Below are 16,617 nucleotides of genomic sequence, written 5' to 3'. Positions count from 1 at the left end.
AGCTTTGCCAGAGCGCCGCGATCGGTCGCCTGAGATCGCTGCCCGATCCTGATGGGGGCGACTACGAGTGCGGGTATAAGTGCGAAGCTCGCCCTGGGCTGGGCGGGATCAAGGTTTGCGAGGAGACACGGAAATAATGAGCCGCTATCGCTACCGCTGGAAAGACCGGCATGATGATCTTGTGACCCGACGCCGGGAAAGCCCGTGGCCACTGATTGAGTTTGCCATACTGCTCGGCCTGTCTCTTGCGGCGATTGCCATCGGCATTTTTTCGGCGGGCCACTGGATCGCGGGCCTGATCACCTAATCGGTCTGGATTCGCCTAACTGCTCATTTTGAAGCCAGCCGCGACCCAACGGACAATCATAATGATTGTGATCAGCGGCACGAATATCAGCAGCAGTTCGAGCCAGTGCGCCAACAAGAATATGGCTCCGCCAAGCAACTGACCCATCGTCAGGATGACGAATAACAGAGCGATAGGGGCGAAGAGTACAAGCCCGATGCGCCTAAAGCCTTTCCGCCAATTCATGCGCCGTCCTGCTCGTCCCGGTCCTTTGATGATCGCGACAAAGCCCAGGTGGCTAGGCCGACGATGATCCAGAACGCGAGGGTGTAGAGCCAATGTTCTCCGGACCAAGCATTGGCAACGCTCGATAGAAGACCCCCGATTGTCCAATTCATGTTCTAGCCCCCTGTCGTCCAGCGCCCAATTTCCCATGACTCCCGCAAGCTGACAAGTCCGGCCTCGGCGCTGTCCCGATCTGGCGCAAGGATGACATTTGCGCTGCGCCCGTGCCTGCCTTGTCGCAGCGGTGGGCAAGGCAGAAAACCGCGATTTTCTTTGCTCCTGTATAACATGAGTGGTATTCTGATACCCGTCAAAGGAGCCAGTTATGCGGGAACAGGTACACACATCGCTTACCGCCTTTCGGATCAACCCGGCGCTGCTCGCCGCCGCCTCTGCAAAGGCGAAGAGGGAAGGCGTCACGCTATCGGAACTGCTGCGCCATGCGGTGCGCAAGGAAGTGAGGGATGCGGCATGATTGCCAGCTTCGATCCGAACGCCGCCATGGGGGATTTGTCGCCCCTAATCCGGGACGCGGCATCAGGCGACCTGAGCGCCCAGCGTCAAGGATGCTTCCTCGCTTGGCAAGGTATGAAGGAAGCCGTTGGGCGGGGTTCCTTTGCAATCGCTCATGGCTGCGCAATCGAAATGATGTTCTGGGCGCGGCTCGCGGCCAGCCACGGCGAGGATCAGGACGTTCTGACTCTCGCATCCGCATTGTCCTATCTGGCTGAATATTGGGGCTATGACCAATTGGGGGCTGTGTACGGAAATGACCTGCTGGCCGAAGCGACCGCACTGTTGGACCGGTTGGCATCGGACGGAAATGAAGTTGCTGCGAATGGGCTGAACCTGCTCGCGCAAGCGGTGGCCCCTCACATTTTCCAAAAAGCTAAGGAGATCGCATAATGGCGATGGCATTCAACGGTGTTGGTCGCGTGCCCGGCCTGTTCGGCTTGCCTCCCCGTTATTCGACGCCGGGGATTGGCGATGAGTTGCCTATGGGTGGCAATACCCCGGCATCCGATAGCATGCCCCAAGGCCTCGGCTTCTTTGGCGTCCCGCGTTTTGGTGCGCAGGCCGGGGCGGATTCGCCTGCTGGTTCATCCCCCGCCAGCGGCTTTCCCGCATTGCCCGCTCCTGCCGTGGGTGGCTTTGGCCCGCCTGCTGGTGGCATCCCGAACATTCAGGGTTCCCCCATCTCGTTGATGCCGCTCGATATGCCGCTGCAAAAACCCATTATGCCTGAGGCCCAACCGGGACCGGAATTTGTGCCCATGGCGCCGCTACCCGGCCTTGCGCCCAAAAAGCCGGGGTTCTTTGGCAAGGGCGGTGCGGGATGGGACGTGATCGGCACCATTGGCGATGCGCTTGCCGCAGCAGGTGGCGGGCGGCCTGCATATTGGCCGATGAAAATTCATCAGCGCCAGCAACAGGCGGAATGGGATCGGCAGGACGCGCTGCGCCGTCAGGATCGCCAATGGGCGGTTGAAGATCGTGACTGGAAGGCAAACCGGCCCCGCTATTTCGCGTCGGGCCGTGATCAGGTGGAATATGATCCCGCCACCGATATGGCGAGGGTCATCTATGACGGCCCAGCCGACTTTGAGGAATATGCGTCCACGCTGGGCCTCGAGCCGGGGACCGACGAATACAACGAAGCGGTGCAAGACTTTCAATTGCGGGGCAACGGACCGACCGCGCAGGCGGGGCGGCGGGAAATGGAAACGCTCCGCCAGGGCAACCGGGTTTCGTTGGAGGGCGTTAGGCAGCAGAACCGTGCCGCGCTGCGGGGAATGCCGACCTATTCCAATCTGCATCCTCGGCCTGCCGCTGCGGGCGGCGGTGGACATGGCGGGCCGCCGCGTTCAACCGGGAATGTCTACGCTCCGATCCTAGCCAAGATGGCGGCGGGGCAAACCCTAACGCCGGGTGAGCAACAGGTGATTGGCCTCTATGGCCGGGGCGGTCGCAGCGGGAGGACTGGCCCGTCCTCGTCGGGCGGCGGCAACCCCATCGCAACCGACGCCAAGGGGAACAAGGTCCAATATGATCCCGCGTCCAAATCGTGGAGGCCCGTCCGCTGATGGCTGGTGACATTCCCCCGCCGCCTCCGGGTTTTCAGTTGGCTCCGCCTCCGCCGCGCCCCGGCATGTTTGCAGGGAAGCGCAAGGACGTAGCGCCGTCGATCCCGCCTCCACCTCCCGGTTTCAGCTTGGAGCCGACTGGCGAAGCCCATGACGGTGACACGTTCCGACTGAACACGGGGCAGAATGGCCGGCTGTTCGGCGCGGATGCTTTTGAGCTGGATCAGCAGGGCATGCAGGGCGGGCAGATTGTCCCGCTCGGCCAGCAATCCCGCGCCGCACTGATCCCCTATCTTCGCCCTGACGCGACCGTGACGCCGACAGGCTCCAGCACCTACGGGCGTCCGGTGGTTTCGCTGTCTGCTGGCGGCGCTGATGCTGGGCGGGGCATGATCCTTTCCGGCAATGCACTGCCGACGCCGCAATATCTGGCGAGCGATCCGACGCGACAGGCTGACTATATCGGCGCGCAACGGGAAGCCATCGCGGCGGAGCGCGGGGCGTATGCCGGAACCTATCAGAACCCCTCCGAGTACCGGAAGCAGGGGGACGGCGCTCCGAAGCGCGGCAAGATCGCGATGACGCCCCAGCAGGCGGCCCAATATACCGCCATGCTGCTGAACCCCAAGACGACCCCGGCGCAGTTGGAGGGGTGGGCGAAGGGCCAAGGGCAGGCAATCACGAACGCGGCGAATATTCTGTCGTTCATGCGGCGCAACCCGCACGCGAAGGCGGCCACCTATTTCCAGCAGGCCGATGTGACGGGCGCTCCCGTCCTTCCGGATCGTCATAATATCGTGGAGCGCAATCTAGGCTCTCTCAACGAGGGCTTGGCCGAAGTCTTCGGCTTCCCGGTCGATGCGATGAACACGGGGCTTCGCCTGACCGGATTGCCTATGTCGGATCAGCCCATCATGGGTTCGGACTGGATCAAGGGCCAATTGCACAAGCTGGGCGTCGGTCAGTACGATGAAGGATTCGCGCCGCGCTCAGATGCGGAGCGATATTCGCAGGCCTTCTTCCGGGGCACGGGTCAGGCGGTGCTGCCGGTGGGTGGTTCGCTGGCGGCAGGAACCAGAATGGCCGCGTCCGCTCTCCCGTCAGTCCTTGAAACCGGAGCAGTCCGTCAAGCCCTGCGCAATGCAACGATGGAGGCCGCCGCCCGCCCCGGCGTGCTGATCGCTGGCGAAGCTGGCGGGAATATCGGCGCGAACCTCGCTGGCCAGATCGCGGACGACTATGCGCCCGGCAATCCCTACGCCCAGATGGGCGCGCAACTGGCCGGTGGGCTGGTGGGTGGCTTCGGGACGGGTTCGCTCGCGGGTCGGATGGGCGGGCGTCCGCCGCTTCCATCTTCGCGGATGCAATCGCCTGAACCATTCGATGTGCCGCCTTCCTCTATGTCGAGCCAAGGCATTGACGCAGACATTCCGCCACCTCCGCCCGGTTTCCAGATCGCCATGGAGAATGAGGGGGCGATGCCCTCGCCGTCCATCTCTTCCCCGCGTCTGGTGGATCGCATCGACGTGAACGCGGGTCCGCGTCCGTTGCTCGACCCCGCATCCGAGATGCAGCGCCGCGCCATGGCAGATAGGGTGAACCCGGCTGATCTGTTGCCGCTGCCGTCGAATATGGTTGCCAGCCAGGAAGAGGCCGCATCAATCGGTGCCGGGCTATATCCGACCATCAAGGCGCCTAATGAATCGTCGGCGCTGGAAAGCCGCATGTTGCCGCGTGGCGACGATCCGGAGCGGATGATGTCGAAGCGCGGCCCAGCCGATCTTGTCACCTTCCTGCGCAGTCAGGGCGGTGTGATCGATCAGGGCGGCGAACTGCGGGCGCTGGGGATCACGGACAACGCCGGGCGCGATCTGGACTTTGCACGCGGGGAACAGCGCTTCGGCAGGCTGGTGGACAATGAGAACGGCATGCCGCTCGATCAGGCGGCGGACCTTGCATGGCGTTCGGGCTATTTCCCCGACCATGCGGAGCGCCCGACCATCGGGGAATTTCTGGATGCCGTCGACAACACGAACCGGGGTGTCAATCGGTCTTTCCGTCCTGACGATCTGGCGGAGGTCGACGCCTTCAACGCTGCCCGCGATCAGCGGTTTGCAGTCGAGCGGGCGCGGGATCGGGGGGCGCCTCTTGCGGAGGATCGCGGCCAGCCCGTCAGCATGGACGATCTGGAGGCGAACCAGCCGCCGCTGTCGGCCTATGAGGAATGGGGCGATCAGGCTCCGGACTTCGCGGGCAATATCCGCCTGTCGAAACTGGACAGCCCGCAATCGATCCAGCGCGCATTGAGCCAGGTCGACCGCATGACGGGTGGATTCGACGCAGCCCGGCGCGGTCGCATCACCCAGGCAGAGACGCAGAGCCTTGCCGATGAGTTGGGCATGACGCCCGATCAGCTATTGTCCCGGCGCAAGGGGCAGGCGTTCAACGCAGAAGAAGCGCTGGCCGCCCGTCAAATCCTCGCCAAGTCGGGCAATGAACTGGTGAACATGGCGCGGCGTATCCAGCGCATGGACGATCCGGGCGAAGAGGCGCTGTCCGCCTTCCGGCAAGCGCTCGTCCGTCACGTCGCCATTCAGGAACAGATTGCCGGGGCGACGGCGGAAGCTGGGCGGACCCTCGCGCAGTTCCGCATGGTTGCCGATGGCCGCAATGTGCGCGGCAATGTACTCAATGCCCTGTCGGAAGGCGGCGGGGGCAAGGATCGCCTGAAGGAAGCCGCCGACCTGATCCTTGAAGGCGACAAGATCGATCCGGGGTCAGTGAACCGCGCAGCCCGCGATGCGCTCAAGCCGGGATGGGGCGACAAGTTCAAGGAACTGTGGATCAACTCGCTTCTGTCGGGGCCGCAAACCCATGTGGTCAATGCCGTGTCCAATACCATGACGGCGCTCGCCCAGATACCGGAGCATGCCATTGCAGCGTCCTTCGGCGGCGTCCGCAATCTGGCGGCGCGGGGCAAGGTTGCTGACCGCGTGCTGTTCTCCGAATTGGGGGCGCGATCGGTCGGGCTGATCCAGGGCGTGAAGGATGGATTGCGACAGGCGGCGCGCACCCTGCGAACTGGCGAGGCGTCGGACTTCGCGGGCAAGGTGGATACCGTGCATCAGGACGCCATCAGCGGCGTGAAAGGCAAGATCATCCGGACGCCCACGCGGCTTCTGTCCTCGGCGGACGAACTGTACAAGGCGATGGCGCGGCGCATGGAGTTGAACGGGCTTGCTGTCCGGAAGGCTGCTGCGGAAGGGCTGCGCGGCGAAGAGGGCAAGCGCCGGGCTGCTGAACTGGTCGCGAATCCTACCGATGAAATGCTGGATCAGGCTTTCGACTATGGCCGCTATCTGACCTTCCAACGCCCGCTGGGCAAGGTGGGCAGGGCCGCCACGATGTTGAGCAATTCCAGCCCGGTCATGAAGATGGTTCTGCCGTTCGTGCGGACGCCGACCAATCTCCTGAAATTCTCGCTGGAGCGCTCGCCCGCTGCGCCGCTGCTGTCGGAATGGCGGCGAGACTTCCGGGCAGGCGGAGCGAAGCGCGATCTTGCTGTGGCCCGCGCCATGGTGGGATCGGGCGTCGGCGCGCTGGTGATGGAACTGGCTTCGCAGGGGCTTGTGACCGGCAACGGCCCAGCCGATGAGAAGGCCCGCGCCCTGATGCTGGCCGATGGCTGGCAACCATATTCGATCAAGATCGGGGATGAATATCTGAGCTATCAGCGCCTCGATCCCTTCGCCTCCACCCTCGGCGTAGCGGCCGGGATGGTCGAGTTGCAGGATCACATGACCGAGAAGCAGCGCGAGGACGTGGCCCTGCTGGTGACGGCCTCCGTTATGCAGAACCTTTCCAGCAAAACTTGGCTTTCCGGCCTGGGCGATCTGGTGGACGCGGTGAACGATCCCGGCCGCTACGCTAATAGCTGGCTGAAGCGCACGGCGGGATCGCTTGCCGTTCCTGCCGGTGTCGCACAGTTGGCGCGGACGGCTGATCCGACGCTCCGGGAAGCGGATACTATCCTTGATGCAGTGCGCCGCCGCGTGCCGGGCCTGTCGCAATCCCTTCCGGTGCAGCGGGACGTGTGGGGCCGCCCTGTCGCCAGCGAAGGCGGGGTTGGGCCTGACATTGTGTCGCCCGTCTGGCTTTCGACGCGCCAAGGCGATCCGGTCAACAACGCCCTGCTGAATGCCGATGTCACCGTGCCGTCCTTCGTCCGCAAGGACATGACGCCGGAAGAATATGGTCGCTTCCGGGAGATGGCTGGCGCGACCAGCTACAATGACATTGCCGGGCTGATCGGTTCGCCCGATTGGGCGGCTATGCCGGGTGACGATCAGCAGGAGGCGGTGAACAAGATCGTCAAGGCGGCCCGGAAGCTGGCGAAGGAGAATATGGGCGTCGGCGCGGGATCTATTCCGCCACCCCCTCCGGGCTTCTCGATCCCTCCGCCGCCGCCTGGATTCACGATCCAATGATTAAAGGGTGTGCGTTCAATACACACCCCTGGGGAGGAGCAGGATATGACAGGATTGGAAAAGACAGGGCACTGGTCTGACTGCGCGGTAAATAGGGAACTCGCACTTCCGATCGGTCAATGCGATTGTGACGCGGCAGCGGACTGTGCCCTGCCGCGCGCACCTCGCGACGCATGCGCGGACGGGGCATCTATTGACTGGCTAAGTCTGCTGCGCAACCATGCCCCTATGACACCGCTCGAACGCGCCGCCCGTGCCATTTGCCACGATTTTGGGGTCGACCCAGATTACACGATGACGGACGAAGACGATGTCCATGTGGGTTTCGGATTCAAGCCGCCGCATCCTGCATGGACGCGGTATGTCAGCTTAGCGCGCGCGGCGTTTCTCGCGGTGCGTGATCCGAGCGAAGCCATGATATATGCGCATAGCGAGGGCGGCCTCGGGTTCAACGACAAGGTCATTGAAGACTGGCAAGCCATGATCGACGCCATGCTGGAGGAGCAACCTGCCATATCCCGGCGCTAACTCGGGCGTGTTCTGTTCAACGCGGGGGCGTCCATGGACATGACCGTTATCTCGAAAAGGTAGAGGCCGTTCTCATCCATGGCCGTGAGTTGCAAAACGCCCGCCTGCCAGAGAGACACAGCGCTATCCCGCACCATGTCACCCATGAAGCGGGCCGCCTCCAGCCGCGCAGCGTCAAGGTCTGGGAGATCCAGCCAAGCCTCATCGTTCTCAATGCCATCGTCGATCTGGAAGCGGAATCTCGGCATCATCACTGAAAACGAGACGACGCCTTGTGTTTCGCAAAGGCTGACCAAAGTCCACTTATGTTAGCGTAGATATACCTGCTCCATAAACATCAGCTAATCGGCATCTATGCTGATCCCATTGGCAAGCAATCAAGAGGCTGTTTGCTGAGACGATATTGACGCGCTAACCAGAGCGCATTCCGGAACTCTACCATTCATCATGCGTATTGGCGATGCCTCGCCCCGGCTTTCAGCCACGCAAACCTATGGGGCGGAGCAACCGTTGGGCGGCCCCATGCTACGCCACGCACCACGGAGCCGCCCTCCGCCCCCTTTGGACAGAAGCGGCGGCATATCAAGGGTTAAGCTCTGAGCCAAGCCCTGAGACCGGTTCCGGCTCCACCTTCACCGCCGCCTGCTCTGCTGCCCATTCCCGAAGTTTGATCAGGTTCCACGCCTGCCGCTCGGCTATCCGGAGCTTGGCAAGAAGTCCGTCACAACTGGTTCCTCCACAAGCTCGGCAGGTGGCGTCGCTGGCGATGGACAAGGGGGCTGTTTCGGAACTGCGGAGATCGGTCGCGGTGCGGTGCCGCGCCGTCGAGATATCCTAGGCCGTGACGTAACAAGCCGCTCGCCCGATTTGGCGAGCAAAGCCAAGCTGCGCCATGAAAAACTTTCAAGGTTTCAATTGCGGCCCGGTTCGCGCCACCGTGGCGCGGACCTATCGTGCCTAGCGACCTTCCTCTATCCTGCCCAGATGATGACTCGCGATCAGGAGCTATGGGGCGTGGCGTCGATGGTCCTGCGCCAGCATGGCGACCGTGCGCCGGTCGTGGTGGCGGAAAAGATCGGCCAGCTTGCCAGAGAGGGGAAGGCGGAAGGCGTGGCGCTGTGGAAGGAGGTTGCGCGGCGGCTAGAGCAACTGATGGGACAGGATTCGACCCAGTAGCGCGAGTTTTCTCCCCGCGCTTATCGCGTGCTTATCCACGGCCGTTCACCTGAGCGGACTGGCGTGGAATGCTGCTAAGTGCTTGAAAACTGGTGCCGCTTACGTGACTCGAACACGTGACCCTCGCATTACGAATGCGATGCTCTACCGACTGAGCTAAAGCGGCGTTGGGGCGGGCAGATAACAGCGCTTGGCGGGAAGGACAAGCGGGCAAATACGATTTGCCATGCCCATCCAGCGTCAAACCGCTTCGGACCATCATTTCACCCCGCCTTTACGCCATCTTTACCATCCAATGGCACTGTCGATTCTCAAGGAAAAGCTTTTACCTGAACCAAGGACCGATGGGATGGACACTCTGCGGGGGCATGAAATCGCCGATGACGAGGACGATTTCGGCCCGGCCGACGATGCAGCGATCGAGACGCCGCCGCTTGTCGGCGCCGATGAGCGCCGGATGCAGGTGCGTGCCTATAATTATTGGGCATCCCTGCTGGGCGACCGCAGCCTGCCGTCCATTGAGGATCTGGCGCCCCAGGATCTGGAAGATTTCGGCCCCTTCAGCGTCCTGCTCGACTTCAGCACCGGGCTGGAGAATCCCGCCATCGTCTATCTTGGCACCGCGCTGCGCGAAGAGTGTGAGATCGACGGGCCCATCCAGTATATCAACGACGTCCCCGCCCGCTCGCTACTGTCGCGGCTGACCGACCATTATCTCCAGATCATCGCCAATGCCGCGCCGATCGGGTTCGAGGCGGGCTTCGTCAACCAGCGCGACGCGGAAATCCTCTATCGCGGCATTTTGATGCCCTTCTCCTCCGATGACGAGACGATCGACTTCGTCTTCGGCGTCATCAACTGGAAGGAAGCGGCGAGCCAGGCCGTCACGGCGGAGATCGACCGGGAGGTGGAAGCCGCCCTGCTCTCCAGCCCCGCCGCGCCGCCGGTCGCGCCGATCTGGGCGGACGGTCCGGCGGTCGAGGATTTCGACACGCTCGACCTTGGCGGCATGGAAAGCCCTGACGAGGACGCTCCGCTGGCCGATTGGCTGGCCCTCGCCCGCGACAGCGCGGAGCAGGCGCGCACCAGCGAAGCGCGCAGCCATGCGGCGCTCTATCGCGCCATCGGGCTCAGCTACGACTTCGCGCTGGTTACGCTCGCCCGGCCGGAGGAATATGCCGAACTGCTGGAGAATAGCGGCCTCAAGGTCCAGGCCCGAGCGCCGATGACCGCCGTGGTGAAGCTGGTCTTCGGCTCCAGCTACGACAAGACGCGCATCACCGAATATGCCACCGCGCTGGATCATGCCCGCGCCAACGGCATCGCCCTGGGCAGCTTCGGCGACTATCTCGCCAATTATGACGGCGGGCTGAAAGCGCTGGTCCGCGACGAACGCGCCCAGCGCCGCACCGACGGCCCGGCCAAGCCCGATCGCCAGCAGACCGCCCGCGCCGCGATGAAGGCGGCCGCCGCGCTCGATCCCTTCACGGTCGCCACCGATGGCGACGGGCTGGCGGTGGTCATCGCCCGGCGGGAGAAGGACGGATCGCTCGCCATTGTCGGCGCGCTGCCGGAAGGGTCGGAAATCGGCCAGAGGGCGATCGTCGCCGCTGCGAATTAGGCGTTGTCGCCCGGCCTGCGCCCGCGCGGGAGCAGGGGGCATTGAACCGGGGCGCATCCTTAATCGCGGCCCAGGCCCCTCCCATCGGCAGAAATGGCCGCGCCGGATTGACAGAACGGGATCATGGGCCGATTTCGTGGCTTACTCTCCAGGGCGTTCGTCCCATGCTGCGCTGCATCATATTATTTCAATTTTACGTAACTTTATTTCCCATTCTGGGTTGAGCCTCAAGACGCAGTGGCGCATAGTGGACGGCATCGGTTTGAGAAGTCGCGTGGCGGTTCTCCGGCGCCTTCTCCGTTCACAGAAGCGGGGCTGAACCCGCGGGCAAGAGGCAGGCGCATGACGGCATTGGCTGAATCGAGGCAAGTTGACCACAGCATAAGCGAAGCGCTGGAGGCGGCGCTGGCTCGGGGCGCCCTGCCCGGCGAAAGCGAAGGATTCGACCAGAAGGCGATGCTGGCGGCGGCGGCCTTCATCGCCGGCACCGCCGCGACCCGCCGGCCCGGCCATGTCGCCATCGCCATGGAAACGCTGGGCGAAGGCGCGACGGGGCGCTACATGCGGATCGCCATCGTCAATGACGACATGCCCTTTCTGGTCGATTCCATCGCCAATGCGCTGGCCGCGGCCGACATCATCATCCATCGCCTGCTTCATCCCGTCCTGTCGGTCGAGCGCGACGGCGACGGCCATTTGAAGGCGATACTCGACAATGAAGCCGCCGGGGCGCGCCGGGAATCGATGATCTATATCGAGGCGGATCGCGCCGACGCGAAGGCCCGCCGCGCGCTGGAAAAGGCGCTGGAGGAAACGCTGGCGGACGTCCGCGCCGCCGTGTCCGACTGGCCGAAGATGCGGGAGGCGATGGCGGCCGATGCCGATGCCGTGCCCGACGAGGAAGGGGCGGCGCTGCTGCGCTGGTTCCTGGCCCGCCACTTCACCCAGATCGGCCATGAGGTTCGCCACCGCGACGGAAAGGCGGACGCCGGCATCGGCATCTGCGGCCTGCGCGACCAGCCCCTGCTGGCCCCCGCGACGCTGGAGGCGGCCTTCAACTGGTTCGAGGAAGGCAAGCGCACGCCGCTGATCATCAAGTCCAACCGCCTCTCCCGCGTCCACCGCCCCGTCCTGCTGGACCTGATCATCGTGCCGGTCCGGGACGGCAAGCAGGTGACGGCGCTGTCCATCCACGCCGGCATGTGGACCAGCGCCGGGCTGGCGACCACGCCGGACAGGGTGCCGCTGCTGCGGTCTGCGCTGTCGGCGCTGATGGACAAGTTCGATTTCGATCCGCACGGCCATGCGGGCAAGGTGCTGACCCATGCGCTGACCGCCCTGCCCCACGACATCCTCATCGGCTTCGACCGCGAGACGCTGGAGCGGCTGGTGCTGACCTTCATGTCGCTGACCGACCGGCCGCGGCCGAAACTGGTGCTGGGCACCAGTGCGCTGGCCCGCCATCTCTATGCCTTCGCCTGGCTGCCGCGCGAGGAGCTGACCACGGCGCGGCGCGTCGCGGTGCAGGACATGCTGAGCCAGGCCTGCAACGGCCCGGTGCTGAGCTGGTCGATCGCTCTGGAGGAAAGCGGCCTGGCGCTGCTGCGCATCACGCTCGACCTGCGCGATGGCGGCGTAGTGCCCGATGAACAGCCGCTCGACCGGCAGTTGAAGCAAATGGTGCGCGGCTGGCTGCCCGCTGTCGAGGAGGCGCTGGCCGAAGGCGAGGAGGCCGGCCGGGCCGCGACGCTGGCGCAGCGCTACGCCCCCGGCTTTCCCATGGGCTATCGCAACGGCGCCGGCCCGGCCGAGGCGGCGATCGACATCCGCCTGCTGCACAGCCTGTCCGCCCCCGGCGACAAGTCGATCCGCATCTATCGCAACGAAGAGGATGCGCCCGAACGGCTGCGGCTGAAGCTCTACAGCCATGACGCCATCGCCCTGTCCGAAGTGGTCCCCGCCTTCGAGAATTTCGGCTTCCGCGTGATCGACGAGATGCTGACGGCGGTCGAAGCCAGGGGACAGGCGGGCGCGCTGGGCCATGTCCAGCGCTTCGTCCTGGAACTGCCGGCGGGAGGCGATGCCGAAACCGTGATTGCCCGCGCCAACATCGTGACGGAGGCGATCGCGCAGGTCACCGAAGGCGTGGCGGAAAATGACCGGTTCAACGAGTTGATCGTCACCGCCGGGCTGGACCAGCGATCGGTCGTGCTGCTGCGCGCGCTGTTCCGCTATCTGCGCCAGACCGGCATGGCCTATGGCATGGCGACCTTTGCCGAAACGCTGCGGCGTGAGCAGGGCATCGCCCGCCAGCTCATCGAGCTGTTCGAGGCGCTGCACGATCCGGAGGCCAAGGATGGTCCGGCGCGCGCCGCCGCCGCGCAACAGGCGATCGAGGCGGGGCTGGAGAAGGTCACGGCCATAGACGAGGATCGCGTGCTGCGCCTGCTGCGCGCCGTGATCACCGCGACGCTGCGCACCAATTTCTACAGCCCGGCCGCGCAGGAGGCGCTGGCGTTCAAGCTCGACAGCGCGCAGGTCCCCGGCCTGCCCGCGCCGCTGCCATGGCGGGAAATCTGGGTCTATTCACCCCGCGTCGAGGGCATCCATATGCGCGCGGGGCCCGTGGCGCGCGGCGGGCTGCGCTGGTCCGACCGCCGGGACGATTTCCGCACCGAAATATTGGGCCTGATGAAGGCGCAGCGAGTGAAGAATGCCGTCATCGTGCCGACAGGCGCCAAGGGCGGCTTCTATCCCAAGCAGCTTCCCAACCCGCAGGTCGACCGCGACGCCTGGTTCGCGGAAGGCACGGAAAGCTACCGCATCTTCATCCGCGCCCTGCTTTCGGTCACCGACAATATCGTCAAGGGCAAGGTGAAGCACCCGGCGCAGGTCGTCATCCACGACGGCGACGATCCCTATTTCGTCGTCGCCGCCGACAAGGGCACGGCCACCTTCTCCGACGTCGCCAACGCCCTTGCACTGGAACGCGACTTCTGGCTGGGCGACGCCTTCGCCAGCGGCGGCTCCCACGGCTATGACCACAAGGCGATGGGCATTACCGCCAGGGGCGCGTGGATCAGCGTGAAGCGGCATTTCGCGGAAATGGGCGTCGACGTGCAAAGCGAGCCGGTGCGCGTCGTCGGCTGCGGCGATATGTCGGGCGATGTGTTCGGCAACGGCATGCTGCTGTCGAAGGCGATCAAGCTGGTCGCCGCCTTCGATCACCGCCACATCTTCCTCGACCCCGATCCCGATCCGGCGAAAAGCTGGGAAGAACGCAACCGCCTGTTCCAGTTGCCGCGCTCAAGCTGGGACGATTATGACAAGACGCTGATCTCCAGGGGCGGCGGCGTCTTCCCGCGCAGCCTCAAGAGCATCCGCCTCACCCCGGAGGTGCAGGCGATATTGGGCGTCACCGACGCCGAAATGGAGCCGACCGCGCTGATCTCCGCGATCCTGAAAAGCCCCAACGACCTGCTCTGGTTCGGCGGCATCGGCACCTATGTGAAGGCCGCCGCACAGAGCCATGGCGATGTGGGCGACCCCGCCAACGACCGCCTGCGCGTCAATGCCGAGCAGCTTCGCGTGAAGGTGGTGGGCGAAGGCGCCAATCTGGGCGTCACCCAGGCGGGCCGCATCGCCTTCTCCCTGCGCGGCGGGCGGATCAACACCGACTTCATCGACAATTCGGCCGGCGTCGACTGTTCGGACAATGAGGTCAACATCAAGATCGCGCTCAACAAGGAAATGGCGGAAGGCCGCCTCTCCTTCGACGACCGCAACAGGCTGCTGGTCGGCATGACGGACGCGGTGGCCGACATCGTGCTGGAGGACAATCGCCTCCAGGCGCTCGGCCTTTCCATCGCGGAGGCGGGCGGCGCGGCGGAACTGGCGAGCTATGTGCGGCTGATCGAAACCTTCGAGGAGACAGGCCGGCTCGACCGGCAGGTGGAAGGGCTTGCCGCCAACGACCAGTTGCTGCGGCGCGGTCAGGAGGGGCTTGGCCTCACCCGGCCTGAACTCGCGGTGCTGCTGTCGACCGCCAAGCTCGCCTTGCAGGACGCCATCGAGCATGGCGACCTGGCCACCGACCCCAGCATGGACGACGAACTCGCCCAGGCCTTCCCGCCCGCGATGCGGAAGAAGGAGGCCGACGCCATCGCCGCCCATGCGCTGAAGAGGGAGATCATCGCCACCAAGGTCGCGAACCGCATCGTCAACCGGCTCGGCCTGATCCATCCGTTCGAACTGGCGGAGGAGGAGGGCTGCTCGCTGGCCGACCTCGCCAGCGCCTTCCTGATCGCGGAAAGGCTCTACGACATCCGCCGGCTATGGGATGACATCGACGCGGCGGAGATGTCCGAAGCCGCCCGGCTCGCCCTGTTCGGGGACATCGCCAACGGCATGCGGGCGCAGATCGCGGACATATTGCGCAGCCTGCCGTCCGGCACGCTGCCGCAGGCGGGCCATGGCGCGCTGGCCAAGGGCGTGGGCATGCTGGCGAAGCAGGTGGACGACCTGCTCACCAGCGAGGCGCTGCGCCGGGTCACGGCCGCGACCGACCGGCTGCTGTCGCTCGGCGCGCCGGAAGCGCTGACCCGCCGGACCGCCGGCCTGTTCAAGCTGGACGGCGCGGTGGGCATCGCCGCGCTGGCCGGGCGCCTGTCGGTGGATGAAGTCGCCCTGACCCGCGCCTTCACCCATCTGGGCGAAGCGGTCGGCATCGACTGGGTGCAGTCCACCGCCGCGCGCATGGCGCCGTCCGATCCGTGGGAGCGGCTGCTGATCTCCGGCGTGGCGCGCGACATGCAGCAGGTGCGGCTCGACTTCCTGGCGCAGGGGACGGGCAAGGACATCGCCCATCATGTCGAGGCATGGCTGAAGGAAAGGGGCGCCCGCATCCAGCAGTTCCGCGCCCTCGTCCAGCGCGCCAAGACGGCGGCGACGCCCAATGTCGCCATGCTGGCGGAGATCGCGGGTCAGGCGCGGGGATTGTTGGGGCGGTAGGAGGCTTTCCGCTCTCTCCAACCCCCGTCATTCCCGCGCAGGCGGGAATGACGATTATGGGGTGGGGGTGGGAATCGGCTCCGGCGCAGGGACCGTTTCCGGCGGCGGCGCCTTCCCCAGCCCCGGCCCATAGACCGGCGTCACCGGTTCCTCCACCGTGCGTCCGTGCAGCGCCTCGATCTCCGCCTTGCGCTGTTTCAGATACAGCTCGCGATAATAGGCATAGGGATTTTCCTCGCTGCGGATCTGCTGGATCGTCTCGTCGAAGGCGGCGCGTTCGCCCAGCTGGTTCAGGATCGTCGCGGGAATCACATATTTCGGCTCGTTGAACGGCTTGCCGACGGCGAAGGGCACGACCAGCTTGTCCACCGTATCCCCCACAATGTCGCGCAGCGTCGTCGGCCCGACGATCGGCAGATACATATAGGGGCCCGGCCCCACGCCATAATAGCCCAGCACATTGGCAAGGCCGTTGGGCCGATATGGCAGGAAGAAAGGCTTGCGCTTCGCCACGTCGAACAGGCCGGCCACGCCCAGGGTGGTGTTGATGGTGAAGCGTCCGACCGTCTCCATCGCCTTGCCCGGCTTGAACTGGAGCATATAGGCCAGGAAGACCACCGGCTCCTGCAAGTTGGAGAAGAAGTTGCGCAGCCCCTTGCGCGCGGGCTTTGGCAGACCCTTGTTATAGGCCTTGGCGACCGGTTCCAACACGGCCTTGTCGACCGCCTGCACCGTCTGGAAACTCTTCTCGTTCAGCCGCTCCAGCGGATCGCCCGGCGGCGGGCGGCTATGGCCCGTCACGACGATCTCGCCCGGCTGCGGCGCGGCAGCCGCAGGCGCGTCCGTGCCCGGCAGGTTCGGCATTACCGGCGGCGGCGGCACGACCAGCACCTGCGGCGTCCCTTCGGCGGCGGCCTGCGGAGCGGCAGGCGCATCGGGCGCTGGCGCGGCAAGGGCGGCAGGGTCGGACGCCGCCGCCCCCTCCGTTCCCGCTTGCGCGCCCATCATCAGCATTCCAGCGGCTATGGCCGGCGTCAGCATATCGTCATTCCTTGCAGGCAGGCCCTTTGGAGCGGATGACATTTTCATGTCACGCCCGTTTCATTAAGGCGGCTAATTGCGATGGGGTCACCCGTCAAT

The 16,617-nt window shown here is 64.8% G+C and carries 12 protein-coding genes and 1 tRNA gene; 9 read left to right on the top strand and 4 right to left on the bottom strand.

Features of this window, described 5'->3' with window-relative positions:
- The first annotated feature begins 136 nt into the window (after positions 1-136).
- The gene (locus K7W03_RS02185) at positions 137-307 is read left to right on the top strand and encodes a hypothetical protein (RefSeq protein WP_157009761.1); all 171 of its coding nucleotides are present in this window, start codon (positions 137-139) and stop codon (positions 305-307) included.
- A 15-nt stretch (positions 308-322) separates the two neighbouring features.
- On the opposite strand, the gene K7W03_RS02180 is transcribed toward K7W03_RS02185, so the two are convergent.
- Positions 323-532: a hypothetical protein gene (locus K7W03_RS02180; RefSeq protein ID WP_044660105.1), complete on the bottom strand. Its 210-nt coding sequence runs from the start codon at positions 530-532 to the stop codon at positions 323-325.
- Positions 533-896: 364 nt separating this feature from the next.
- Between K7W03_RS02180 and K7W03_RS02175 the strand changes: the two genes are divergently transcribed.
- The 5 genes from K7W03_RS02175 to K7W03_RS02155 all read left to right on the top strand — a co-directional run bounded on the left by K7W03_RS02175 (position 897) and on the right by K7W03_RS02155 (position 7,670).
- On the top strand, positions 897-1,046 hold the full coding sequence (locus tag K7W03_RS02175; RefSeq protein ID WP_157009762.1) for a hypothetical protein: 150 nt from the start codon (positions 897-899) through the stop codon (positions 1,044-1,046).
- The gene (locus tag K7W03_RS02170; RefSeq protein WP_222885425.1) at positions 1,043-1,477 is read left to right on the top strand and encodes a hypothetical protein; all 435 of its coding nucleotides are present in this window, start codon (positions 1,043-1,045) and stop codon (positions 1,475-1,477) included. Before K7W03_RS02175 ends, K7W03_RS02170 begins: the two co-directional genes overlap by 4 nt.
- A 29-nt stretch (positions 1,478-1,506) precedes the next feature.
- The gene (locus K7W03_RS02165) at positions 1,507-2,655 is read left to right on the top strand and encodes a hypothetical protein (protein WP_222885424.1); all 1,149 of its coding nucleotides are present in this window, start codon (positions 1,507-1,509) and stop codon (positions 2,653-2,655) included.
- 65 nt (positions 2,656-2,720) lie between these two features.
- Positions 2,721-7,142: a thermonuclease family protein gene (locus K7W03_RS02160; RefSeq protein WP_222885423.1), complete on the top strand. Its 4,422-nt coding sequence runs from the start codon at positions 2,721-2,723 to the stop codon at positions 7,140-7,142.
- 45 nt (positions 7,143-7,187) lie between these two features.
- Positions 7,188-7,670, top strand: a complete 483-nt coding sequence (locus K7W03_RS02155) for a hypothetical protein (RefSeq protein ID WP_222885422.1) — start codon at positions 7,188-7,190, stop codon at positions 7,668-7,670.
- Here the strand turns inward: K7W03_RS02155 and K7W03_RS02150 are convergent.
- A complete protein-coding gene (locus K7W03_RS02150) occupies positions 7,667-7,966 on the bottom strand; it encodes a DUF6894 family protein (RefSeq protein ID WP_153017837.1) in 300 nt (99 codons plus the stop codon). The genes K7W03_RS02155 and K7W03_RS02150 overlap by 4 nt on opposite strands.
- Positions 7,967-8,654: 688 nt before the next feature.
- On the opposite strand from K7W03_RS02150, the gene K7W03_RS02145 reads away from it, so the two are divergent.
- Positions 8,655-8,846, top strand: coding sequence for a DUF6961 family protein (locus K7W03_RS02145; protein WP_222885421.1), 192 nt, complete (start codon positions 8,655-8,657; stop codon positions 8,844-8,846).
- Positions 8,847-8,936: 90 nt separating this feature from the next.
- Here K7W03_RS02145 and K7W03_RS02140 read toward each other — a convergent pair.
- Positions 8,937-9,012 (bottom strand) — tRNA-Thr (locus tag K7W03_RS02140).
- Positions 9,013-9,195: 183 nt separating this feature from the next.
- Here K7W03_RS02140 and K7W03_RS02135 point away from each other — a divergent pair.
- The gene (locus K7W03_RS02135; RefSeq protein WP_025549597.1) at positions 9,196-10,467 is read left to right on the top strand and encodes a hypothetical protein; all 1,272 of its coding nucleotides are present in this window, start codon (positions 9,196-9,198) and stop codon (positions 10,465-10,467) included.
- A 342-nt stretch (positions 10,468-10,809) separates the two neighbouring features.
- Positions 10,810-15,477, top strand: a complete 4,668-nt coding sequence (locus tag K7W03_RS02130) for an NAD-glutamate dehydrogenase (RefSeq protein WP_222885420.1) — start codon at positions 10,810-10,812, stop codon at positions 15,475-15,477.
- Between the two features lie 54 nt (positions 15,478-15,531).
- Here the strand turns inward: K7W03_RS02130 and K7W03_RS02125 are convergent, their stop codons facing one another.
- The gene (locus tag K7W03_RS02125) at positions 15,532-16,518 is read right to left on the bottom strand and encodes a VacJ family lipoprotein (protein WP_222885419.1); all 987 of its coding nucleotides are present in this window, start codon (positions 16,516-16,518) and stop codon (positions 15,532-15,534) included.
- Positions 16,519-16,617: the final 99 nt, after the last annotated feature.

The organism is Sphingobium sp. PNB (assembly GCF_019873065.1).
GTDB classification, from domain to species: domain Bacteria; phylum Pseudomonadota; class Alphaproteobacteria; order Sphingomonadales; family Sphingomonadaceae; genus Sphingobium; species Sphingobium fuliginis.
This window is presented reverse-complemented; position numbering and strand designations above follow the sequence as displayed.

What these genes read in the sequence shown, in the direction of transcription:
- K7W03_RS02160 (WP_222885423.1), top strand. Translation starts at nt 2,721, where the DNA reads ATGTTTGCAGGGAAGCGCAAGGACGTAGCGCCGTCGATCCCGCCTCCA.
- K7W03_RS02155 (WP_222885422.1), top strand. Translation starts at nt 7,188, where the DNA reads ATGACAGGATTGGAAAAGACAGGGCACTGGTCTGACTGCGCGGTAAAT.
- K7W03_RS02180 (WP_044660105.1), bottom strand. Translation starts at nt 532, where the DNA reads ATGAATTGGCGGAAAGGCTTTAGGCGCATCGGGCTTGTACTCTTCGCC.
- K7W03_RS02135 (WP_025549597.1), top strand. Translation starts at nt 9,196, where the DNA reads ATGGACACTCTGCGGGGGCATGAAATCGCCGATGACGAGGACGATTTC.
- K7W03_RS02170 (WP_222885425.1), top strand. Translation starts at nt 1,043, where the DNA reads ATGATTGCCAGCTTCGATCCGAACGCCGCCATGGGGGATTTGTCGCCC.
- K7W03_RS02125 (WP_222885419.1), bottom strand. Translation starts at nt 16,518, where the DNA reads ATGCTGACGCCGGCCATAGCCGCTGGAATGCTGATGATGGGCGCGCAA.
- K7W03_RS02185 (WP_157009761.1), top strand. Translation starts at nt 137, where the DNA reads ATGAGCCGCTATCGCTACCGCTGGAAAGACCGGCATGATGATCTTGTG.
- K7W03_RS02175 (WP_157009762.1), top strand. Translation starts at nt 897, where the DNA reads ATGCGGGAACAGGTACACACATCGCTTACCGCCTTTCGGATCAACCCG.
- K7W03_RS02130 (WP_222885420.1), top strand. Translation starts at nt 10,810, where the DNA reads ATGACGGCATTGGCTGAATCGAGGCAAGTTGACCACAGCATAAGCGAA.
- K7W03_RS02145 (WP_222885421.1), top strand. Translation starts at nt 8,655, where the DNA reads ATGATGACTCGCGATCAGGAGCTATGGGGCGTGGCGTCGATGGTCCTG.